General features: G+C 41.2%; 19 protein-coding genes, 2 pseudogenes and 1 CRISPR repeat array. Of the genes and pseudogenes, 16 read left to right on the top strand and 5 right to left on the bottom strand.

Features of this window, described 5'->3' with window-relative positions; translation table 11 throughout:
- Positions 1–3: 3 nt before the first annotated feature.
- From RMX69_RS09885 to RMX69_RS09875, 4 genes are all read left to right on the top strand, one after another.
- Positions 4–4,194, top strand: coding sequence for a type I polyketide synthase (locus RMX69_RS09885; RefSeq protein WP_322637329.1), 4,191 nt, complete (start codon positions 4–6; stop codon positions 4,192–4,194).
- Positions 4,195–4,338: 144 nt separating this feature from the next.
- Positions 4,339–4,563 (top strand): transposase, encoded by a 225-nt coding sequence (locus tag RMX69_RS29420; RefSeq protein WP_322687430.1) that lies wholly within the window; start codon positions 4,339–4,341, stop codon positions 4,561–4,563.
- A gap of 91 nt (positions 4,564–4,654) precedes the next feature.
- Positions 4,655–4,912 carry a transposase gene (locus RMX69_RS09880; protein ID WP_322637327.1) on the top strand — a complete coding sequence of 86 codons (258 nt, stop codon included), beginning with the start codon at positions 4,655–4,657 and terminating at the stop codon, positions 4,910–4,912.
- Between the two features lie 584 nt (positions 4,913–5,496).
- A complete protein-coding gene (locus tag RMX69_RS09875; RefSeq protein ID WP_322637326.1) occupies positions 5,497–5,844 on the top strand; it encodes a hypothetical protein in 348 nt (115 codons plus the stop codon).
- Between the two features lie 689 nt (positions 5,845–6,533).
- Here the strand turns inward: RMX69_RS09875 and RMX69_RS09870 are convergent.
- On the bottom strand, positions 6,534–6,668 hold the full coding sequence (locus tag RMX69_RS09870) for a hypothetical protein (RefSeq protein ID WP_322637325.1): 135 nt from the start codon (positions 6,666–6,668) through the stop codon (positions 6,534–6,536).
- A 177-nt stretch (positions 6,669–6,845) separates the two neighbouring features.
- On the opposite strand from RMX69_RS09870, the gene RMX69_RS09865 reads away from it, so the two are divergent.
- The 5 genes and pseudogenes from RMX69_RS09865 to RMX69_RS09845 all read left to right on the top strand — a co-directional run bounded on the left by RMX69_RS09865 (position 6,846) and on the right by RMX69_RS09845 (position 10,172).
- The gene (locus RMX69_RS09865; protein WP_322637324.1) at positions 6,846–7,313 is read left to right on the top strand and encodes a helix-turn-helix transcriptional regulator; all 468 of its coding nucleotides are present in this window, start codon (positions 6,846–6,848) and stop codon (positions 7,311–7,313) included.
- 58 nt (positions 7,314–7,371) lie between these two features.
- Positions 7,372–7,992 (top strand): annotated as a pseudogene (locus RMX69_RS09860) (ATP-binding protein); the annotation flags it as partial.
- Between the two features lie 395 nt (positions 7,993–8,387).
- Positions 8,388–9,242, top strand: coding sequence for a DUF4394 domain-containing protein (locus tag RMX69_RS09855; RefSeq protein WP_322637323.1), 855 nt, complete (start codon positions 8,388–8,390; stop codon positions 9,240–9,242).
- A 139-nt stretch (positions 9,243–9,381) separates the two neighbouring features.
- The gene (locus RMX69_RS09850) at positions 9,382–9,585 is read left to right on the top strand and encodes a hypothetical protein (protein WP_289795475.1); all 204 of its coding nucleotides are present in this window, start codon (positions 9,382–9,384) and stop codon (positions 9,583–9,585) included.
- Positions 9,586–9,746: 161 nt separating this feature from the next.
- Complete coding sequence (locus tag RMX69_RS09845; protein WP_289795474.1) at positions 9,747–10,172, top strand: hypothetical protein; 426 nt, start codon at positions 9,747–9,749, stop codon at positions 10,170–10,172.
- 241 nt (positions 10,173–10,413) lie between these two features.
- On the opposite strand, the gene RMX69_RS09840 is transcribed toward RMX69_RS09845, so the two are convergent.
- A complete protein-coding gene (locus tag RMX69_RS09840; protein WP_322637322.1) occupies positions 10,414–11,055 on the bottom strand; it encodes a type I restriction endonuclease in 642 nt (213 codons plus the stop codon).
- Positions 11,056–11,425: 370 nt separating this feature from the next.
- Here RMX69_RS09840 and RMX69_RS09835 point away from each other — a divergent pair, with 370 nt between their 5' ends.
- The 4 genes and pseudogenes from RMX69_RS09835 to RMX69_RS09820 all read left to right on the top strand — a co-directional run bounded on the left by RMX69_RS09835 (position 11,426) and on the right by RMX69_RS09820 (position 15,233).
- Positions 11,426–12,448: a YihY/virulence factor BrkB family protein gene (locus RMX69_RS09835; RefSeq protein WP_322637321.1), complete on the top strand. Its 1,023-nt coding sequence runs from the start codon at positions 11,426–11,428 to the stop codon at positions 12,446–12,448.
- 94 nt (positions 12,449–12,542) lie between these two features.
- Positions 12,543–12,845: pseudogene (locus RMX69_RS09830) on the top strand (DUF421 domain-containing protein); the annotation flags it as partial.
- Positions 12,846–12,885: 40 nt separating this feature from the next.
- A complete protein-coding gene (purB, locus tag RMX69_RS09825; RefSeq protein WP_322637319.1) occupies positions 12,886–14,181 on the top strand; it encodes an adenylosuccinate lyase in 1,296 nt (431 codons plus the stop codon).
- A gap of 506 nt (positions 14,182–14,687) precedes the next feature.
- On the top strand, positions 14,688–15,233 hold the full coding sequence (locus RMX69_RS09820; protein ID WP_322637318.1) for a DUF4126 domain-containing protein: 546 nt from the start codon (positions 14,688–14,690) through the stop codon (positions 15,231–15,233).
- Positions 15,234–15,328: 95 nt separating this feature from the next.
- Here the strand turns inward: RMX69_RS09820 and hemH are convergent, their stop codons facing one another.
- Entirely contained in the window at positions 15,329–16,495 is a 1,167-nt protein-coding gene (gene hemH, locus RMX69_RS09815) for a ferrochelatase (protein ID WP_289795469.1), read from the bottom strand.
- Positions 16,496–16,588: 93 nt separating this feature from the next.
- On the opposite strand from hemH, the gene RMX69_RS09810 reads away from it, so the two are divergent.
- The 3 genes from RMX69_RS09810 to RMX69_RS09800 all read left to right on the top strand — a co-directional run bounded on the left by RMX69_RS09810 (position 16,589) and on the right by RMX69_RS09800 (position 19,811).
- Positions 16,589–17,212: a class I SAM-dependent methyltransferase gene (locus RMX69_RS09810; protein WP_322637317.1), complete on the top strand. Its 624-nt coding sequence runs from the start codon at positions 16,589–16,591 to the stop codon at positions 17,210–17,212.
- A gap of 95 nt (positions 17,213–17,307) precedes the next feature.
- Complete coding sequence (locus RMX69_RS09805; RefSeq protein ID WP_322637316.1) at positions 17,308–17,829, top strand: DUF29 family protein; 522 nt, start codon at positions 17,308–17,310, stop codon at positions 17,827–17,829.
- A gap of 82 nt (positions 17,830–17,911) precedes the next feature.
- Positions 17,912–18,674: a CRISPR direct-repeat array (repeat unit 37 nt; unit sequence GTTTCAATCCCTAATAGGGATTTTGATTAATTGCAAT).
- A 306-nt stretch (positions 18,675–18,980) separates the two neighbouring features.
- Positions 18,981–19,811, top strand: coding sequence for a dienelactone hydrolase family protein (locus RMX69_RS09800; protein ID WP_322637346.1), 831 nt, complete (start codon positions 18,981–18,983; stop codon positions 19,809–19,811).
- A 158-nt stretch (positions 19,812–19,969) separates the two neighbouring features.
- Here the strand turns inward: RMX69_RS09800 and RMX69_RS09795 are convergent, their stop codons facing one another.
- Positions 19,970–20,212 (bottom strand): hypothetical protein, encoded by a 243-nt coding sequence (locus RMX69_RS09795; RefSeq protein WP_094350423.1) that lies wholly within the window; start codon positions 20,210–20,212, stop codon positions 19,970–19,972.
- Positions 20,213–20,493: 281 nt separating this feature from the next.
- A complete protein-coding gene (locus tag RMX69_RS09790) occupies positions 20,494–20,766 on the bottom strand; it encodes a hypothetical protein (RefSeq protein WP_322637315.1) in 273 nt (90 codons plus the stop codon).
- Positions 20,767–20,811 lie beyond the last annotated feature (45 nt).

Genomic DNA, 20,811 nt, shown 5'->3' with positions numbered 1-20,811 from the left:
TAAATGAGTAAAAATTCAGCCAATATAGACTATCAGTCTTTAATGAAGAAAGCACTGGTTGAACTGAGAGAAATGAAAAGTAAGCTCAATGCTTTAGAAAGTGCTAAGACCGAATCAATAGCCATTGTTGGCATGGGTTGCCGATTGCCTGGAGGTCACGATAATCCAGAAGCCTTTTGGCAACTGTTACGTAATGGGGAAATAGCCGTTAGCGAAGTACCATCAGATCGATGGGATATTAACGCTTACTATGATCCAAATCCCAATACTCCTGGAAAGATATGTACTCGCTACGGGGGATTTATCAACCAATTACAGGAGTTCGATACTCAGTTTTTTGGTATTTCTCCTCGTGAAGCGGTTAGTTTAGATCCGCAACAGCGTCTCTTGCTAGAAGTCGCTTGGGAAGCATTAGAAAATGCAAGTATTTCACCTCAGCAACTTGCTGGCAGCCAAACAGGAGTATTTATTGGTATCTGTCACAACGACTATCTACACCAACTGCTGGATAGAGAACCCACTGAAATTGATGCCTATATGGCTACAGGTAATTCCCATTCTGTCGCATCGGGTCGTTTGTCTTACTTTCTTGGGTTGCATGGTCCTAGCATAGCAGTTGATACAGCTTGCTCTTCTTCACTAGTAGCAATTCATTTGGCTTGCCAAAGTCTACGGAACCAAGAGTCTCATTTAGCTATAACTGGTGGTGTAAATATACTTTTGTCGCCAGAAATTAGCATTAATTTCTCAAGAGCTAATATGTTAACTTCGGATAATCATTGTAAAACCTTTGATCTTGACGCAGATGGCATTGTCCGCTCTGAAGGATGTGGAATCATCATCCTCAAGCGCCTTTCAGATGCCTTAGCTGATGGAGACAACATCTTAGCTTTGATTCGGGGTTCAGCAGTCAACCATGATGGTCGCAGTAGCGGCTTGACAGTCCCTAATCGGCGATTGCAACAAGCAGTTATTTCCCAAGCACTGAATAATAGTCGTGTAAAACCAAATGAAGTGAGCTATGTAGAAGCACATGGGACAGGGACACCGTTGGGAGACCCAATAGAAGTCAGAGCTTTAGGAACAGTATTAGGAGAAGGACGCTCGTCAGAGCAACCATTATTAATAGGCTCAGTAAAAACTAACATCGGTCACCTAGAAGCAGCAGCAGGAGTGGCAGGTTTAATTAAAGTAGTGCTATCACTGCAACACGGGGAAATTCCAGCACATCTGCACCTTCAGCAGCCCAACCCACACATCAACTGGGAGGAATTACCAGTCAAAGTACCAACAAAACCGGTAGCTTGGCCAACAGGCGAGAAAAAGAGAATCGCAGGAGTCAGTTCCTTTGGATTTAGCGGTACAAATGCCCATGTGATTTTGGAAGAAGCACCGATAGCACAGATAACCACAGCAAAACTAGAGCGACCTCTGCATTTACTAACACTCTCAGCCAAATCGCAAAAGGCTTTAGAAGAATTAGCGGCTCGATATCAAGCTCATCTAGCCAAAAATCCCCATCTTAATCTTGCAGATATTTGCTTCACAGCCAATACTGGACGGGAGCATTTCTCACACCGAGTGGCTGTAGTAGCCGAATCAGTCATACAACTGCAACAAAAGTTAGCAGATTTCACAACTGACCAAGCAACACCAGGGATAGTGTACGAGCAAGTACAAAGGACAAAGCGATCTCAAGTTGCCTTTTTGTTCACAGGTCAAGGTTCACAGTACTTGGGTATGGGACGGCAACTGTATGAAAGTCAAACAACTTTCCGTCAGACCATCGACTCTTGTGACCAAATCCTGCAACCATTACTGAACAAATCCTTAGTCCAAGTTTTGTATGCAGACAATGATGGAGCATCACTGCTGGAAGATACAGCATATGCTCAACCTGCCCTGTTTGCAGTCGAGTATGCCCTAGCTCAGTTATGGCGTTCTTGGGGCATAGAACCAGATGTGGTCATGGGTTATAGTCTGGGAGAATACGTTGCTGCAACTGTTGCAGATGTCTTCAGCCTAGAAGAGGCATTAAAACTAGTGGTTGAGCGTGGGCGTTTGATGCAAAGCTTAACCCCAAAGGCAGAAATCGTTTCTGTATTGGCGAGTGCCGCAGTGGTTGATGCCGCCATTCAACCTTATGCGGATCAAATTACGATCGCGGCGATGAATGCACCCAACAATACAGCGATTGTCGGTCAGCCAAAAGCGATTCAGGCAGTGGTTGCATCCTTGACAGCACAAGGGATTCATACAGAAAAGTTGAATGTCTCTCGTGGTTTCCATTCGCAGTTGATCAAGCCAATTTTAGAAGAATTTCGACAGGTATTAGCAACTGTGAATTATTCCTCTCCTAGGAGCAGTTTTGTTTCTACTGTGACTGGAGAAGTGATGACTACTGAGATTGCTTGCCCTGATTACTGGTGTGAACATGCTTGGCAACCAGTAAATTTTTTAGCGGGGATGAAAACTCTTGCTCAACAAGGATATGAGGTATTTATCGAAATTGGTAGCAAACCGACTTTGCTAGGAATGGCAAGTGATTGTCTGCCGTCAGATGTGGGTCTATTTTTACCTTCTCTACGTCCAGGTTTGCCTGATTGGCAAGTGTTACTAGAGACTTTGGTACGTTTATATATACGTGGTCTGTCTGTAGATTGGTCTGGTTTTGACGCCGACTATCCTCGTTATCGTCTGCCATTACCTACTTACCCTTTCCAGCGCCAACGTTATTGGGTGCAAAATTCTCAAAGTAAACAATTAGACAAGAAGAATAGTAAAAAGATTCTACAAGCAGATAACTATGATAATTTCATAGCTGACTCAAAGTCTACTTCTACAGCAGTTTTGAAACAATTTACAGTAATATCTTCTGCTTCGGTTCAGAATGGTTCTCCTGAAGCAAATCAAAAACCATTTACGCAACCAGAAAAATCAACAACTTTATTTACAAATATAGAACAAACTAAACCAAATCTGATTCGCAAAGAACTTTTGGCGGCAGATCAGCAAAAGCGTCAGCAGTTGCTCAGTTTTTATTTAGCAGAACAAGTAGCCAGGGTAATGGATTTGCCAATATCAATACTTGATAGAGAGCAGTCACTTCAAGATATAGGACTAGATTCCCTTATGGCATTGGTTCTAAAAAATTGGGTGGAAACTAACCTAGAAATAACTGTACAGACAGAAAGTTTTTTCCAAGAGTCTAGCTTAGTTGAACTTGCTATGAAGCTCCTGGAAAAGATGAACAATGTTTCTGCTCCAAGCTCTGAAGCTACTGAAAATTTAGTAGAACATAAAAGTAAACATAATTTATCGTTGGATTTACTTAGATGTATTCAGCCATCTGGCTCAAGATTACCTTTTGTATGTATACATCCAGGTGGTTTAGATGTTTCTTGCTACAATAATCTTGCACATCATTTAACTAATGACCAACCATTTTACGTATTACAACCACCAGAACTTGACAACTATCAAAGTCTTAACAATGAGTTTCTGTCTTCCATTCCCATATCAGAGGTAGCATCTAAGTGTATCAAGGTTTTGCAGAATCTTCAGCCACAAGGCCCTTACTTGTTGGGAGGCTGGTCATTAGGAGGCTGTATAGCGTTAGAGATAGCGCAGCAGTTATATAGGCAAGGACAGCAAGTAGCTCTGCTCGCCTTACTAGATGTTGCTAATATAATCAACTTACCTTTTAATGAAGACTACACTTTTGTGTACTTGTTTGCCAGTTATTTGGGAGCGCGTCACAATAAAGAACTTAGACTCAAATACGATGTTCTAAAAACGGTGAACTTCAATGAGCAATTAAATTACTTATTAAAAAAATCAATAGAACTAGAAATATTACCTAAAAATACTAGTTTCGCAGAAATTTATCATCTGTTACAGACCTATAAAATAGCTATGCAAACTTCGTTAAAACGCGTAGAGAATTACATTCCAGAAGTTTATCCAAATCGTATCAGTCTATTTGAAGCTAGGGAAATTCTGGATATTGCCACTACAATTACTAATAATCCATTTCTAATATGGAAAAATTGGAGTCAGCTATCTCAAAAGTCTCTAGAGTTCCATATTGTTCCTGGTAATCATTATACAATGTTGCTCGAACCGCATGTCCAAATTCTTGCAGAAGAGCTAAAACGTTGCCTTGATGTAGCAATTTTGGATGTTGCAGAATAGTACTAACCCAAGTTGCGGGTTATTACAGCAATTTTCAGGTAATTGAACCACAGACTAGGGTAGACTCAAGAGATAGCATGAAGCTATCCCACTAATCCCCAAATATGATAGCCTATTTCTGAATTGAGAAGGGTGTATCAAGCGATGGCAGGACGTTTCCAGGGGTTAAACGATTTGGAATGGAAATTGTTTGAAGATATATTTCCTCCAGAATCAGAAAAACGTGGCAAGGGAATGCCTCATGCACCGTACTGCTATCTGCTAAATAGTCTTTTATACATCTTGATTACTGGATGTCGATGGTGTGACATCCCAAAGGGAGATATATGGGCTTCAAAAAGTGCTTCACACAGATGGTTAAAGCAATGACGAGAGGATGGAATATTTGAATATATACAGGCGCGTGTTCTTGCGATCGCGGATGAGAAAGGCTTGATAAATTGGGACTTTGGGGCTGTTGATGGCTCTTTTTCCCCCTGGAAAGGCAGGAGGTGAAGACGTTGCTTATGGCGGTAAGGGAAAAGGAGTGTTAATTCATACACTTACAGAGGGCAATGGAATGCCTTTAGCTAACTGTACAACTCCAGCTAACGGAAATGAAACAGAGCAGGTATTACCACTGCTAGATAAAGTCAAACTTAAAACTTTAAAGCCTGGTAGACCGCGTAAGAGAGTGAAGGTCTTAGCGACTGATAAAGGTTACGATTCACTTGTATAAACGCGCTGCTTTACGCAAGCGAGGAATTAGACCTCAAATTCCCAAACAAGTTTGGAAAACGAAGAAAAACAGAGGTAGACCAATCAAAATTTCTGTTCCCAGGTTTCAGCAGGAACGTTGTTTTGCCTGGTATCAACGTAAATATCGTCGTTTAGTCGTCCGATGGGAACGTCAAACAGTATATTTTGATTCATTCATTGATCTTGCAACTATCCATATATGGATTCAAAGGATTTTATTAGTGGGATAGTTTCTAACAAGCAATGTGGATAAAGCCAAACTTTATATTCAAAACACAAACATCGTCAGAGCGGACGAAACCAGCTTTAATCAAGGAAATATTGATGTTTCATCTCGCCACATTTCGTCAAGAACTTTGAGATAACTCTAGCTAATGCGACTGCCAAGGTTAATCTTTATTTTATTCGGCTGATGGTTAAGATATTTGTAACCCCTTCTTAGATATCAAATGGGTTCTATAAGATCCACGATTCAAACCAAATCAATTCATTAAATTCACGTCATCGAGGTTCGCAACAAACTGCTGCTGCAAGTATTAAACCAAACTATACCGCAGGATGGTGATGGCAGCACTGCGCCAACAGGCACAAGGGAAGAACAATTTGGTAATTGCCTCAGACGTTATTTTACTGGCAAAATTCAAACCCAAAAAAGACCCTCCAGAATTTCGGATTAGTGAGTACACGTTTGATTTTAGTATCCCTTATACTGGCTACGATGAAGCTGAGTTCGCAGCGCGACTGCTTTTCTATTTAAGAAAAGCAGCGTATGGAGTTGTTCTGATGAATTATCTTCTTCAGAAGAAAGAGGAATTGGAGGTAGCCCCAGAGAATCCATGCTTTACTCTAACCAAAATCAACGGATTGCAGAAGATGAAGTGCGATTGTACTAGATGGTTGGGCGAAAACTGAAGGTGGTGTATCTGCCTCAATGAAGATTTTGAATTTGAGGTTTGGCAGGACGTTAGCACTTCCTATGGAAGTTACAAAACTTTTACAGGTGCTTTAAAGAAAGCGGAAATTACTCAAATTTAGGCTCTGAGCAATTAGCCAGTTAATTACCCAAGCTTTTAGAAGCAGGAAAATTTTCCTACTTCTATGTTAAGTTTACAAAATCAAACAATTTTTAGTGGATAAATTGGCTCCGCAAATTTGCGGAGCCAATTCAGGAATCAATATTGCTTATACACCAGCTATTGCCATTTTGAATCAAGTAAAAGTTCCAATTTACTACACTTGGTTTGCCACTTTTATTGCTTAATTCAATGGTAGTATAATGCCCTGATTGATTACAGAGTTAAAGTAATCTACTAAGCGTGATTGAGCGGTTTGGGTTGCAGACGGTTGGGTTGTTGGTTTTGGTATAGCCAGCAGTTACCATGACTACAGATGGCTGCCTCAATGCATAGCTCAAATTGCTTTGATACTTAATTATTTTGGTTTGTGCCGTGACATAATTGGGACTGGTTTTCGGCGCAGATTTCATGAGCGCGATCGCTTCTTGCCACTGAGCCTGGGCTAATTTCCGGTCATTTGAAGATAGACTCGTCTTAGAAATGATGGCTGCACTAATGCCTCGACTAAGAGCTTCTTCAAAAGGGTCAGGGAAAAGTGCTATCTGGGGTGCTAACAGTTTGAGTTCCAGGGACTCTTGGCTCTTGGCTGGGGATTTGGGGCGGCAGTTGACAGCCGGCTAAAAGTAGTAGTACAGCACTCGATTTTGGATTTCTAGTCATAAAGCATCCTTCTTTCTTATTTCTAGTTAGCCCAAAACCAGCCACATAAATTCAATTAACTAGCTCTGTGAAGACTCCGGATTCAAATACAACTTTTAAGAGTCATATTAATAGCGTATCTTACAAGTTACAAGGAATCCTTGACTCGCTCCAGTAACAAATCTTTCACTGGTGAGTATGGGTAGTTTGTACACACGGGTTGGATTAGAAAAATTAGCAGAGATAGTGAGATCGGCGCGAGGACATGATTCTGTGCGAGCTTTTGCTAAAAAAGCTGGTATCAGTCATCGAACAGTTACGCGGATAGAAGAGACGGATTTGCAAGAGCCGGAGATTACTACGCTGCAAAAAATCGCACCTTTGACTGGCTATTCAAAAGAAGAACTGATAGCGATCTTGGAAGCAAAACCACACGCACCAGAGATCCGGCAATATCGGGTTGCTGAGGATGTGATTCCGCTCATTAATCAGCTCCCAGACACCGAGGCGGCGAAAGTGGCGCAGCATATAATCGCTCGATTGGCTCGTCCAAAAGTTTCGCTCAACGGCGTTCAAAGAGAAGGCGTCAGTTTCCACATGGAGCTGATGAATCAAAAAGCAATGGCTGATGTATTGAGAGCGATCGCAGAACAGATTGAACAGTAAAAGCACTTAAGAGAATGGGTTAAACTCCGTCCCCCTAAGCGCTTGCTAAAGTCGGAAGTTTTTGGATGAGCTGACAGAATTTAAACGAGATGTTTTAGAATTTCTGCGCCAACCTTTAGAAGATGGCTACGTCACAATTTCCCGCACCAAACTATCGGTAATGTTTCCCGCGCAGTTTACTTTAGTTGCAAGTACGAATCCTTGTCCTTGTGGTTACTATGGCGATACTATTCAACAATGTACTTGTTCTCCCCGCCAACGCGAGCAATATTGGGCAAAACTTTCTGGGCCATTGATGGATCGAATTGATTTACAAGTTGCGGTGAATCGATTGAAACCAGAAGAAATTACCCAACAACCGACGGGAGAAACATCAATATCAGTCCGCGAACGAGTCCAACAAGCAAGCGATCGCGCCATTACCCGTTTCCAAGGAGAAGCAAATCTGCGTTGCAATGCCCATCTGCAAAGTAGTCATCTCCAGAAATGGTGCAAGTTAGACGATCCTAGCCGCAATTTATTAGAAGCAGCAATTAGAAAATTAGGCTTATCGGCAAGAGCAAGCGATCGCATTCTCAAAGTAGCACGAACTATTGCAGATTTAGCAGGAGAAGATGAGTTAAAAACCAATCATGTAGCGGAAGCGATTCAATATCGCACGATAGATAGGATGCAGTAGCAATCTTGTTATTATCGCTCAGATAGTTCCTGTTCCCAGCAGCTAGAACAACAAGGCTAATTTAAAAGTCAATATTTGGCTGGAAACTAGAGAATAGGGTTGTGCGATCGCATCTACTTTGGAACTTCCACAGTATCGTGTTGAACCTAATACTTGAAAGTGGGTTAAGTAGGAAAAGTAGGATCTTTTCTCTAAAACATTAAGTAAACTCTTATTTAAGTGTATTCTTGACGGGTTAGGCATAACTAGTATTGACAGAATTAATTTTGTCTTAACCTGTCAAAAATGATTCCAGTGTAATCTGTAGTCATCAGTAAGCTTTAACCATTAATCCTTTTAGTAAAGGATAGGTCGTTGCTGAATCAAAATCAGAAAATTTTATCTTGGAGTGTAGGATGAAAGCTTTGATCACACGAAAAATTGCCCTTGTCGTTACTGTAGTCACTGCAAGTCTTGGCTTGACTGCTAACAAAATTTCAGCTGACGTTGGGATCACTAAATTAGCTGATATCCTTCAAATTAATGTTACAGGCAAATGGTCTGCTTTAAGATTCATTGGCTTGACCTCAAACAATACTCTTGTAAATATAGATCCGAGTGGATTTGCCAAAGCAATAAAAGTTAAAGGAATTGACGGCAACTTACAAGGTATTGACTTCCGTCCAGCAAACGGTCTGCTTTATGGTGTCACAGATACTGACAACATATACACGATCAACTCTAGAACTGGTCAGGCTACCTTTGTGAGCAAACTATCTAGCAGCTTTAATGGAGGATTTCAGTCAGGGTTTGACTTTAATCCTGTACCAGACCGCTTACGGATAGTAGGTAGCAATGACCAAAATTTCCGTACTAATGTAGATACTGGTGCAGTCACTGTCGATAAACCCCTAGCTTATGCTACTGATGATGTCAACGCCACAGCTGACCCCAACATTACCGCTGTTGCTTACATAAATTCGGTTGCTGGAGCCACATCAACTCAACTTTTTGGCATTGATTACGATCTTGACGTGTTAGTACTGCAAAACCCACCTAATGATGGCACTCTCAGAACGATTGGCAAGCTTGGTGTTAACTTTGCACCGATAAGCGGGTTCGACATCTTTACAAATGCACAAGGCAAAAATACTGGCTATGCACTGTCTGGTTCAGGTCTTTACACTATTAACCTATCTACTGGCACTGCAACTAAAATTGCCGATGTACCTAAAGGTAACTTCATTGGTTTAGCCATTACATCTAAGTAGGCATCCCCAAGCTCAACTTGATCTATTTGTTAAAAGCGTAAACGCGTATGCTCTGCTCTTGATTGTTAAGATATTCAATCGAGAACAGAGCAGGCGCTTCAGAAACTCTCACGAACTCCTCATAAACACATCACGAATTATGCTTGAAAAGTTTGTGATGTGTGTCTTCCACGCTGAAAAAAGATTCGCTCTTTTCGATAGAGGAAATTTAGAAATTGCTCGTCGCCTAAACATTATTGACGCTAGCGAAGTAGCAATTACAATTGTCACTGTCGAGGAACAACTTCGTGAACGATTTCAAGTTATTCGACGAGCGGTTCCTAATGATTTGGTTTCGGCTTAGAGGCTATTTATAAAAAAAATCTAAAGAGAAACAGTTGGATTAAAGACAAACGGTAGAATACAGATAAACAGTATATTTACTGACCTAAATCCCTGAATAAGTTTGTGGGTTCATTGTGCAAGACTAGTCCAACTGAAAATAAAATACAGGAGTTAAAGTTGATGTCAGCGAATCTTACAACGCCAGCAGGTTTGGCAGCAGGCATAATGCTAGGTGGTATGACGATGTTATCGCCGGGTGTAGCCCTTTCACAATCTGCTAACCCAAGCAACATTACAGGTCAGTGGAGTGCAATACTAAACGAGGGTAATTCTAGTCTTAACATTACACAATCTGCAAACGGTACTATCTCCGGCACTGTCAATGGATTCCCCTTGCAGGGGTTCTATAATAGTTCCTCACGCCGTATAGTATTTTTAGTCACAGTTAATGGAGTTCCACTTCAGTTTTATTCAGGATGGCTCTCAACTAACGGTTTGGCGATCGGGGGACAATTAAGCATTTGGGAGTTCTCAAGAGGTAATCCAGCTACTCAAGGAGTTGATTACAACTTTAGCGCTACTAAGGTCTCTGACTTCCCAAACTAGGCAGAAGGGTTCAGTGAATTCGTAGCGTACCTGCTTTATTGAACTCGGAAGTTGAGCCTTTGAACTCGGAAGTTGAGTCTTTTTACTCGAAAGTTGAGCCTCTGAACTCGGAATAAGCTAAAAAACATCTAATTTGCATAATCGAATTAAATATAACTCTTGTGGGGTGGGCATCCTGCCCGCCCAGCTTATGCAATTTAAATGTGGAACAGCTTACCACCTTGACATTTTCAAACAACCTCTAAGACGCAGGAGAAATTAACTGACCAATACGCTTGAGAATTTGCAAAACGGCGTACAGTTCTCTCGCGGATGCAAATGGAGCAAAAACTCTTGACAAATCGTACTGTGGTGTATTTGTTTGCGTCACTTTGACAAATAAAATATCGTCTCCATTCGTCACCATCCCAAACACAGGTTTACTGGGATTGGGGTTAGCCATCATATAAGCTAGAGCTTGCGGTACAGCCGACCAAACTGAGAGTGTGGTTTTTTTCGACTCCAACACCATCACCCACAATTGATCTTGTAACACTAAAACATCAATCCGTCCGCGCAGTATCTCCTCGCCATCATTCAGTATGAGTTCCACAGATGATTCAGCCTTAATTCTGAAAGGAGGATCGTAAAATCCAGAGAGTGCAAGTATTGGTGACACCAACAACAATATGACTGTCCCTTCTAGTAAATCACCTCCGGCACGGTGATAGAGATACCTGCGGCGCACGACATCCACAGAAGCTTTTTCCGCTTCCGTAATTTCAGACAATCCTTCATACCACTCTGGGAAAAATTGCTCGTTTTCAACACGGACAAAACCGAATCGATTTTCTGCATCCTCTAGAGTGGTAATCGCTTCTGTAATTGCTGCGGTCTGTGTCATATCATGTCCGCCAAATTACCCATAATAAAATAACCCCACCCCCAACCCCCTCCCCGCCTGTGGGGAGGGGAGACAAAGCACAGGGCGGGGTGGGGTTCTTCGGGTTTAATAAGCAATCAAGCGGACATGATATCATTGCTTCTAGGTAAAAATTACTTTGCTATAAGATCAACATCAGCGCATCTTTATTATCGCCAATTAGCGCCGCAGCTACGCCCGCCGTAGACATCGCGTTGTCATGTGACTATAAAATTCTAAATTCCTCCCCAAGAACGTTTCACCAATACCCTTGGGAGGATGTCACAACTCAGTAAATCAGTATCCAATATATCAGGGACTAAGCAACATCCCCTAGAAGGAGACTGATTGGATGAATTTGCAAGAAATTTGGAAGTTATTACAAGAGACATTCAAAGAATGGAGTGACGATAAAGCCTCACGGTTAGCAGCGGCGTTAGCTTATTACACGATTTTTTCCATTGCACCATTGCTAATTATTGTAATTGCGATCGCAGGTGCAGTATTTGGAGAGGAAGCGGCAAGAGGTCAAATTGTCGGGCAAATTCAAGGTTTAGTCGGGGTAGATGGCGCAAAGTTTCTCGAAACAGCCATCAAAAATGCTAACCAACCAAAAACAGGAGCGATCGCTTCGATTATTAGTGTCCTAGTTCTGTTATTGGGTGCTACAGGCTTATTTACTGAGTTGCAAGATGCCATGAACACGATTTGGGAAGTTAAACCCAAACCTGGACGTGGCATAAATAACATAATTCGTCTCCGGTTTTTGTCCTTTGCAATGGTGATCGGAATTGGCTTTTTACTTTTAGTTTCTCTAGTAATTAGTACGATATTAGCAACATTAGTTACATACTTTAGCAACTTATTGCCAGGTTTCGATTTCATCTGGCAGATTGCTAATTTAATCATCTCTTTTGCAATCACAACAGTACTGTTCGGACTAATTTTTAAAGTTTTACCAGATGTCAAAATTGCATGGAGTGATGTTTTAGTTGGAGCGGCTCTCACTTCAGTTTTATTCTCTATTGGGAAATTTTTATTAGGACAATATTTGGGTAATGGCAGCTTTGGCTCGACTTATGGTGCTGCTGGTTCACTGGTGGTAGTTTTAGCTTGGGTTAACTATGCCGCACAGATTCTTTTCTTCGGTGCAGAATTTACTCAAGTTTATTCCCGAAGGCATGGAAGCGGCATAGTTCCAACTAAAAATGCTGTACATGTATCTGATAACACAAACTATAATGGCAAGGCTCCAAGAGAACAAGCATCAACTAATAAAAATAAAAAGCCATCTTCTCGCTTTATTAATCGCTTCTTTCAGTATTTTAGAAAGCCCAAACGCTTAAAGCAGAGAAGAAAAAATCAGCGATTTTAATCCTTGATTACTGGAGATTTATATTTGTAAATCTGATAGATATGGAAGTATTTAATATCCAGTCCAGCCAATTAGTTATTCTTGCCACAGTTGAGTGATTTTTTGGAGTTACTTGCTGAACTGGTTGGGTTACAAACTTCCCCAGTTCCAACGTTTCCTGAATCCACCACTGCTGCTATTGGTAAAAAATGGGCGGATGATTGAGCGCCATCTGCAACGAGAGTTAATTACAGATGATGAATTGATGAGCAAGTTACGTCAGCAAGGTGTAGAATTTTTAGCTGACGTGAAGTTCGCGTATATAGAGGCTGACGGCAGGATCAGTATTATCATGTCCGATTCAAAAACTAGTTCCGTCCCTGAGCAAAAAGTAGCGTTAAAAAGCGATCTACATTAATTAGACTGTAAAATATGACGGTTGTATTCTGTGCCGAACTGTGATTGAGCGTTATACTTTGCCCGAAATGGCTAATCTGTGGAGTGAAGCTTATAAACTAAAAACTTGGCTGCAAGTGGAAATTGCTGTTTGTGAGGCTCAAGCTGAACTTGGTTACATTCCATCTGAAGCAGTTGAGGAAATTAAGGCCAAGGCAGATTTTGATCCAAAGCGGGTGTTAGAAATTGAGGCTGTAGTCCGCCACGATGTCATTGCTTTCTTGACAAATGTCAATGAATATGTTGGTGATGCCGGACGCTACATTCACCTGGGTTTAACTAGTTCGGATGTTTTGGATACGGCTTTGGCACTACAATTAGTTGCCAGCCTGGATCTGTTATTGCAACGTTTGGAAGATTTGATTCAGGTAATTCGCCAAAAAGCACGGGAACATCGTCATACAGTGATGGCTGGCCGATCGCACGGTATTCATGCTGAACCGATTACTTTTGGTTTTAAACTAGCTGGTTGGTTAGCAGAAGTGTTGCGACACCAAGAACGCCTAAGAATACTCCGCAAAACGATCGCTGTGGGTAAAATTTCTGGTGCGGTGGGAACCTATGCCAATATTGAACCCCGTGTAGAAGCGATCGCTTGTCAAAAACTCGGACTCGAACCCGATACGGCCTCAACCCAAGTTATTTCCCGCGATCGCCACGCCGACTACGTGCAACAATTAGCTTTGGTAGCTGCAACCATCGATCGCTTTGCTGTAGAAATTCGCAATCTCCAAAAAACAGACGTTTTAGAAGTTGAAGAATTCTTCGCCAAAGGTCAAAAAGGCTCCTCAGCCATGCCACACAAGCGCAACCCCATCCGTTCGGAACGACTGACGGGGATGGCACGACTCGTTAGAAGTCATGCCGGTGCAGCTTTAGAAAACGTGGCTTTATGGCATGAGCGAGACATTTCTCACAGTTCTGTAGAACGGGTAATTTTGCCAGATGCTTGTACTTTGACGCATTTTATGTTGTCAGAAATAACCGATTTGGTCAAAAACCTGTTGGTTTATCCTGAGAACATGAAACGCAATCTCAACTGTTACGGCGGCGTTGTGTTCAGCCAAAAAGTGTTACTGGCTTTGATAGACAAGGGAAGCAGCCGAGAAGAGGCTTATGCGATCGTTCAAGAAAGCGCTCACGCTGCTTGGAATCAGCCAGAAGGCAACTTCCAAGACTTAATTAGCAAAGATCCGCGTGTCACCCAAAAGTTGTCTCCAGCAGAACTAGAGGTTTGTTTCGACCCCCAGCAACATCTGCGGCATTTAGAAGAAGTTTACCAACGATTAGGTATTTAGAATTAATTTGCTTGTAGTAAGCGTTTAAGCGCTTAGGGACTTCCAAATAAAAAAATATTCAATTATTGATTGTGGGGTGGGCAACATGAGCGCCCAGTTTGTATGGCGGGCAAGATGCCCACCCCACAAGATTGGATCATTTATTTCTTGGAGTTCCCTTACTACAAACCTGTTACCCAAAAATACGCAGATATGCTCAAAAAAGATATACAGCGGATTTCAAGTTAGTGAGGTACGCAAGCTAAGTCTCAAAGTCAGGTCTTAGCGCAGCCCATTCTAACCCTTCTCTAGGTTCGCACGGCGTGTCGTAGACAGACGCTCCGTGTAGTTTGCTTCCCCGGAGGGGTACGGTAGGCTCAGGGCATCGCTCCTGAATTCTGAATTCTGCTGTATAAAGATACCAACAAAATTTAATATTGCAATCTGTTTGATGCTCGAATTATTGCTAGCACTGGGTAGTATACATAACAAATACTTACTTATTTATTAATATTACGAGTGCTTTGATGATTGAAATCCTAGCCACACTTTCTGCCTCTGCGGCAGCAGGAATGAGAATAGGCATACCTTTGCTGATTATTGGATTATTGCAGGGTAGCAACTTGTGGTCACAAGTTCCAATTTTATCTCACATTTCCCCACCAATATTATTATGTTGCCTCACCAGTTGGTCATTAATTGAATTATTAGCTTCAAAAAAGCTCTGGGGGCAAAGATTGCTCCAAGTGGTTCAGTTATTCATGTCTCCCCTTGTAGGCGCAATTATGGGATTAGGAGTAGCGACAGCAACAGCAACCCCAAACTGGCTGATTGCCATAATTGGAGGTTTATTAGCTTTGGTACTCCAGCTCGTCCAAATTGGTTGGTTCTATCGATTACGTGGCTTACCACTGTGGGCAGTTTTTCTTCAAGATACTTTGTGCATTGCCCTAGTACTATTTGCCTTTGATGCTCCCTGGCAAGGAGGAGTAATTGCTTTAATACTGCTCTGGTTCGCAGTTCGTAGTGCAAAGCAGTGGTATAACTGGTATCGGCAGAAAAGTTATGAATGAAGATAGAAGTTAAAAGTGAAAAGTTAGCGAGAAAAATTTAAAACTCCTAACTCCTAACTCCTAACTCCCAACTTCCAACTCCTAACTCTTGTGATTTACTGCAAAAGCCCAATCATGTGCAAGAAGCCGTGACCAGTAATCAGCTCTACGATTAAGGCAATAAAACCCAGCATCGCAATCCGACCATTCCATACTTCAGCACTAGTTGTCAGACCCCATTCCCAACGCTCTTGAGGGTACATCTTTACCATTTTTTTCATTTGGGCAGCTTGCGAAAGCTTGAAACTGGGGTTTCTCAGCGCATCAATTACTAATTGGGCTAGTGCATTAATAAATACTGGATGGGTATTGGGAGCTGGTACGCGACGGAAGTTGTGAATTCCTGCTTCTTCGGCTACTTCCCGATACTCAATATCAATTTCTTGTAGTGTCTCGATATGCTCTGAGACAAAACTGATTGGCACGACAACCAAATCTTTCACGCCTTCTGCGCCTAGTTCTTTGAGGGCATCTTCAGTATAGGGTTGCAGCCATTCTACTGGGCCGACACGACTTTGGTAAGCTAAGGTGTGGGCATTGGGTCGATTAAGAGTCTGCATAATTAACGCAGTACATTCTTCAATTTCTACCTGGTAAGGGTCGCCTGCTTCTTCTACGTAGCTTTTCGGAACGCCGTGAGCGCTGAAGAATATATGAACATCATCCGGGTTGGGGAATTGCTCAAGTTCCTGGGCTATGAGTTGCGCCATTGCTTGAAGATAGCCTGGTTGTTTATACCAAGAAGGAATGACGGTGTAATCAATCGGTTGAAGTTTTGGATCTTCTTGCCAAAGCTTATCTAAAAGCCGGAAGCTGGAACCACTGGTACTGATAGAAAACTGGGGATATAATGGTAATATTACCAGGTGTTCTACCTTATCTTGGGTAATCTGTGCGATCGCCTCTTCTGTATAGGGATGCCAGTAACGCATTCCCACGTAAATATTAACTTCTTGCCCCAAAAAACCTAACTGTTCTTTTAAAGCTTCCCCTTGGGCTTCTGTAATCCGCCGCAATGGGGAACCACCACCGATTTGCTTATAATTTTCTTGAGATGTTCTGGTTCGCCGCGTGGCAATAAACCAGGCTAGGGGCTTTTGCAACCAGCGAAATGGTAGGCGAATAATTTCCGGATCGGAAAATAGATTGTACAAAAACGGCCCAACATCTTCTAGCTTATCAGGGCCACCGAGATTGAGTAATAAGACGCCTACACGACCCATAGCAGTTACTTTCCCCCAATCTTTTCAGGTTTTTTACTAATGTTAACAATATATCTTTATTAAATATAAAGCTTAATAGCAAGGAAATATGCAATGGCAACAATTTTAAGAGATTGGAGTTACCGTTATCAGTGGTTATATGATGGTATCTCTCGTTTAGCAGCCTTAAGTGTAGGTGGTGAGGCGCGTTTTAGGCAACTTGCTTTGCAAGGCTTAACAATTCACTCAGATTCTCAGGTTTTAGATTTATGTTGTGGTAGTGGTCAAACGACGGAGTTTTTAGTAAAAACTTCACAAAACGTAACAGGTTTGGATGCTTCACCTAAGTCTTTACAACGGGCGCGGCTAAATGTACCGGAAGCTTCATACATAGAAGCTTTTGCCGAGGAGATGCCATTTGCAGACAATCTGTTTGATGTGGTGCATATCAGCGTTGCATTACACGAGATGCAGCCTCAGCAATTACGAAAAATTATTAATGAAGTTTATCGGGTACTGAAACCAGGAGGAGTGTTTACGTTGGTGGATTTTCATGCTCCGACAAATCCGATATTTTGGCCTGGGATATCAGTGTTTTTGTTGTTGTTTGAGACGGAAACAGCTTGGGAATTGTTGAAAACTGATTTAGCTGAGTTGTTAGCTAAGACTGGCTTTGAAGTGAGTAAGTCTACTTTATATGCAGGTGGAAGTTTGCAAGTGATACAGGCGCATAAATGAACAATACTACTTTATTAATGGCAGCTAAGAGACTCTGCTATTAATAAAGTATAGGTTGTTTTCATATAGTACTTAAGCAGGTAGGCGGAGAAAAAATGACGCAGGAACTAATAGACCTCAAAAAGAGTATTTTGGAAGGACGTTATGCAGATGCCTTAGCAATTGTAGATGAATTAGAAGGCATGAGTAAACAAGCTATTCTGCGGAATATCCAAGCTTATTTAAGGATTCTGCTGATTCATTTGATTAAGAACCAAGTAGAACAACGATTAACTGGTTCATGGGCAAATTCTATTCGTAATTCAATCAGAGAAATTAGAAGTCTTAATATCAAAGATAATAAAAAATCTTACTATATTAATTTAGGTGAGTGGGAGATTTTGATAGAAGAGGAAGTGATTGAAGATGCGATCGCTGATGCGAGTGATGAAGTAATGAATGGAGTATATAATCAATTTCAACTGTCTGAAATAGTAGATAGAAAACAAATTATTCAGACTGCGTTGAAGTTTTTAACGCTAACTTATTCCCATTCAGCTAAGGAGTTACCCGCAGTTTTGGCTGAAAATTTAACTCAGTTATCCGGTGGAGAAGATTGGAAAGCGGGTAGGCGGTAAAAAAAAATATTTTAATTCTTAATAGTAATTTTGATGAATTACAATTTTGTCATCATTATGATTCTTTTCCACCCATTACTAGATTTAAATCTCTAATAGAGATTTTGAGAAATTGTAATAAGCCAGATAACCAGGATTTTAAGACACTCTGGCGGCGGCGTTTCAATCCCTAATAGGGATTTTGATTAATTGCAATATATAGATGAGTCGGGTAAGAAGCGTTTAGACTATGTTTCAATCCCTAATAGGGATTTTGATTAATTGCAATATGCCTATGATGCTGGTGCTGGGGCAGTTGGTACTAAGTTTCAATCCCTAATAGGGATTTTGATTAATTGCAATAAGAAATTTGTGCGGTGTTACCAGTCCCAGAAATGAGTTTCAATCCCTAATAGGGATTTTGATTAATTGCAATTTCCTTGGCACTGCTGGCGATAACGGCAACATTATGTTTCAATCCCTAATAGGGATTTTGATTAATTGCAATCGTTGGTGCTTTTTCTGCTGGAACTCGATTTAATGGTTTCAATCCCTAATAGGGATTTTGATTAATTGCAATAATTGCAAGTGCCTGCCTAGTCTTTACTGGAAAGTTTCAATCCCTAATAGGGATTTTGATTAATTGCAATTGAATTCATCAGAAGGTTCAATTTCACCCGTTAAGTTTCAATCCCTAATAGGGATTTTGATTAATTGCAATCTTGTTCTTCATTACGTTGTTTTGTACCAAGATTAAGTTTCAATCCCTAATAGGGATTTTGATTAATTGCAATTCGCAAAAGATATGAGAGATCAGCTTTCACTCTCCGTTTCAATCCCTAATAGGGATTTTGATTAATTGCAATAGCGGGAGCCTGAAAGCCAAGCTATATTTAGTTTTCAAGGTGCGGTTGCGCGATTCTAGAGCAATCATAGCATTAGAGAATTTCTTTGGGAAGAGTGTCGGGAAAGGTTGAAGACTGAAACTCAATTATTGTAAGCATTTCAGGGATTGCGCGGATGAATTTGGACAGTTAGTAGGGTGAAATGCTTGCTGGGGTTGAGATAGAAGTACTTTTTTTCGGGTGTGAAATTTGTACACCTACCCCTCCGCGCATTTGACCATACAGTAACCTAAATATAAGGGAACTTAGTAATTCAACGTAGAGATGATGAAAGAAATAACGCGCCGCAAATTTATTGCAACAGCTACAGTGGCGACAGGTTTCGCCCTCGCAGTACAACCCATTTCTGCCGGAGTCATCACTACTGATGCCAAGGGGTTAGTAGCTGGTGCAGTAAAAATTCCCGTCAAAGATGGCGAAATTCCTGCCTATAGAGCAGCACCAGCTAGTGGTGATAATTTCCCCATCGTTCTGGTAATCCAAGAAATTTTTGGTGTACACGAGCATATCCAGGATATCACTCGTCGCTTTGCTCGGTTAGGATATTTAGCGATCGCACCCGAATTATTTGTGCGTCAAGGCGATGTCTCGAAGTTAAGCAATATAGACGAAATTCGTCCAATTGTCGCCAAAGTACCAGATGCCCAGGTGTTATCCGATCTTGATTCCACAGTTGAGTGGGCAAAGAAGTCAGCTAAGGGTAATGGTGAGAAGTTGGGAATTACAGGCTTCTGTTGGGGCGGTCGTATTACTTGGTTATATGCTGCACATAATCCCCAAGTGAAGGCTGGTGTAGCTTGGTATGGGCGACTTGTGGGCGATGCTACCGAACTTCAGCCCCAGTATCCCGTTGATGTTGCATCAAAACTGACAGCCCCCATTCTCGGACTTTATGGTGGGAAGGATACAGGTATTCCTCTTGATACAGTAGAGCAGATGCGCGATCGCTTAAAGTCCAGCAGTAGCAAATCTGAAATTATCGTCTATCCCAACGCACCCCACGCATTTTTTGCCGATTATCGCCCCTCCTACCGCGAGAAAGAAGCTCAAGATGGTTGGAAACGCCTTTTGGCATGGTTTAAGCAAAATGGTGTTTAAAAAATTAGCTACTCATAAACTGTGACGCTGAAAAAAGTCCCAAATTGTTTCACTGGCGTTCAGCCCCAGCTTGGCATTGAATTTGTTTAGGTTCTCGCAGCAACAAAATTTTAACTAATAGAGGCTAACAACTATAGTTGTTAGCCTCTATTTAGATATTAAACTCTGACATTTACATAACGAGCAGGAACTCTAACTTTAACCCACCTGTTACCGCGTCGTACTGTTTCCCAATGTGCAGGAATTAACTTTCGTTGATATCGGACGACAACAGGTTTACGCACAATAGCAGCTCTATGAACATTGGGTCTAACAATGATTTCTGCTGCTGATGCTTGTGACGGCAAGGAGGAAATTGCAAATGGGAGAGCAAGTAATGTACCTAATAAAATACGTTTCATGTTCAAATCTCAATCAATTAATTTACTTGAGTTTTATACAGCATTTATCAATAATTTGTGAACAGGTATTCTTACTTGTGAACTTTACAGGAAGTTTTGTTTGTTGCACGAGTTAATTGATTTGCTGTATTGCTCTGAGTTTAAAATACTAAATCAGAAAACACAGTGGAATAAAGTCATAACTTCAGTATGACTTTATTCACATTTGGAACATTTGGACAAAAAAAGGGAGTTGAGAACTCCTCTTTCGTTAGTATTATTTATTACTTAATTATTTAATTTTACTGGATTTTATATACGATCATAGCAATCAATACGGCAAGACCTAGCGCTCTGCGAAAATAATTAACGCCTTGAAATAGCTCCATCCACGCCCAAGTAAACAAGGAGCCATTTGCCAGAAAGTCTAACACTGTATTAATTTTACCACTTGTAAAAACTAAGGTTAGCAAACTAGCTACTACCCAAAGAATCAGTGGTGGGTTTGGCATTTGACCCAAAACAATTTTGCCATTGCTGTCACGGAAGGTTTTATCAACTAATGTATTTTCCATTGTTTGAGATTGCTACTTAGGGAATAGTTATTAACTTGCAAAAAT

It is taken from the genome of Nostoc sp. EspVER01 (genome assembly GCF_034530635.1).
In the GTDB taxonomy this organism is placed as follows: Bacteria; Cyanobacteriota; Cyanobacteriia; order Cyanobacteriales; family Nostocaceae; genus Nostoc.
Note: the sequence above shows the minus strand (reverse complement) of the source record. Positions and strands in the feature narration are given on the sequence as shown.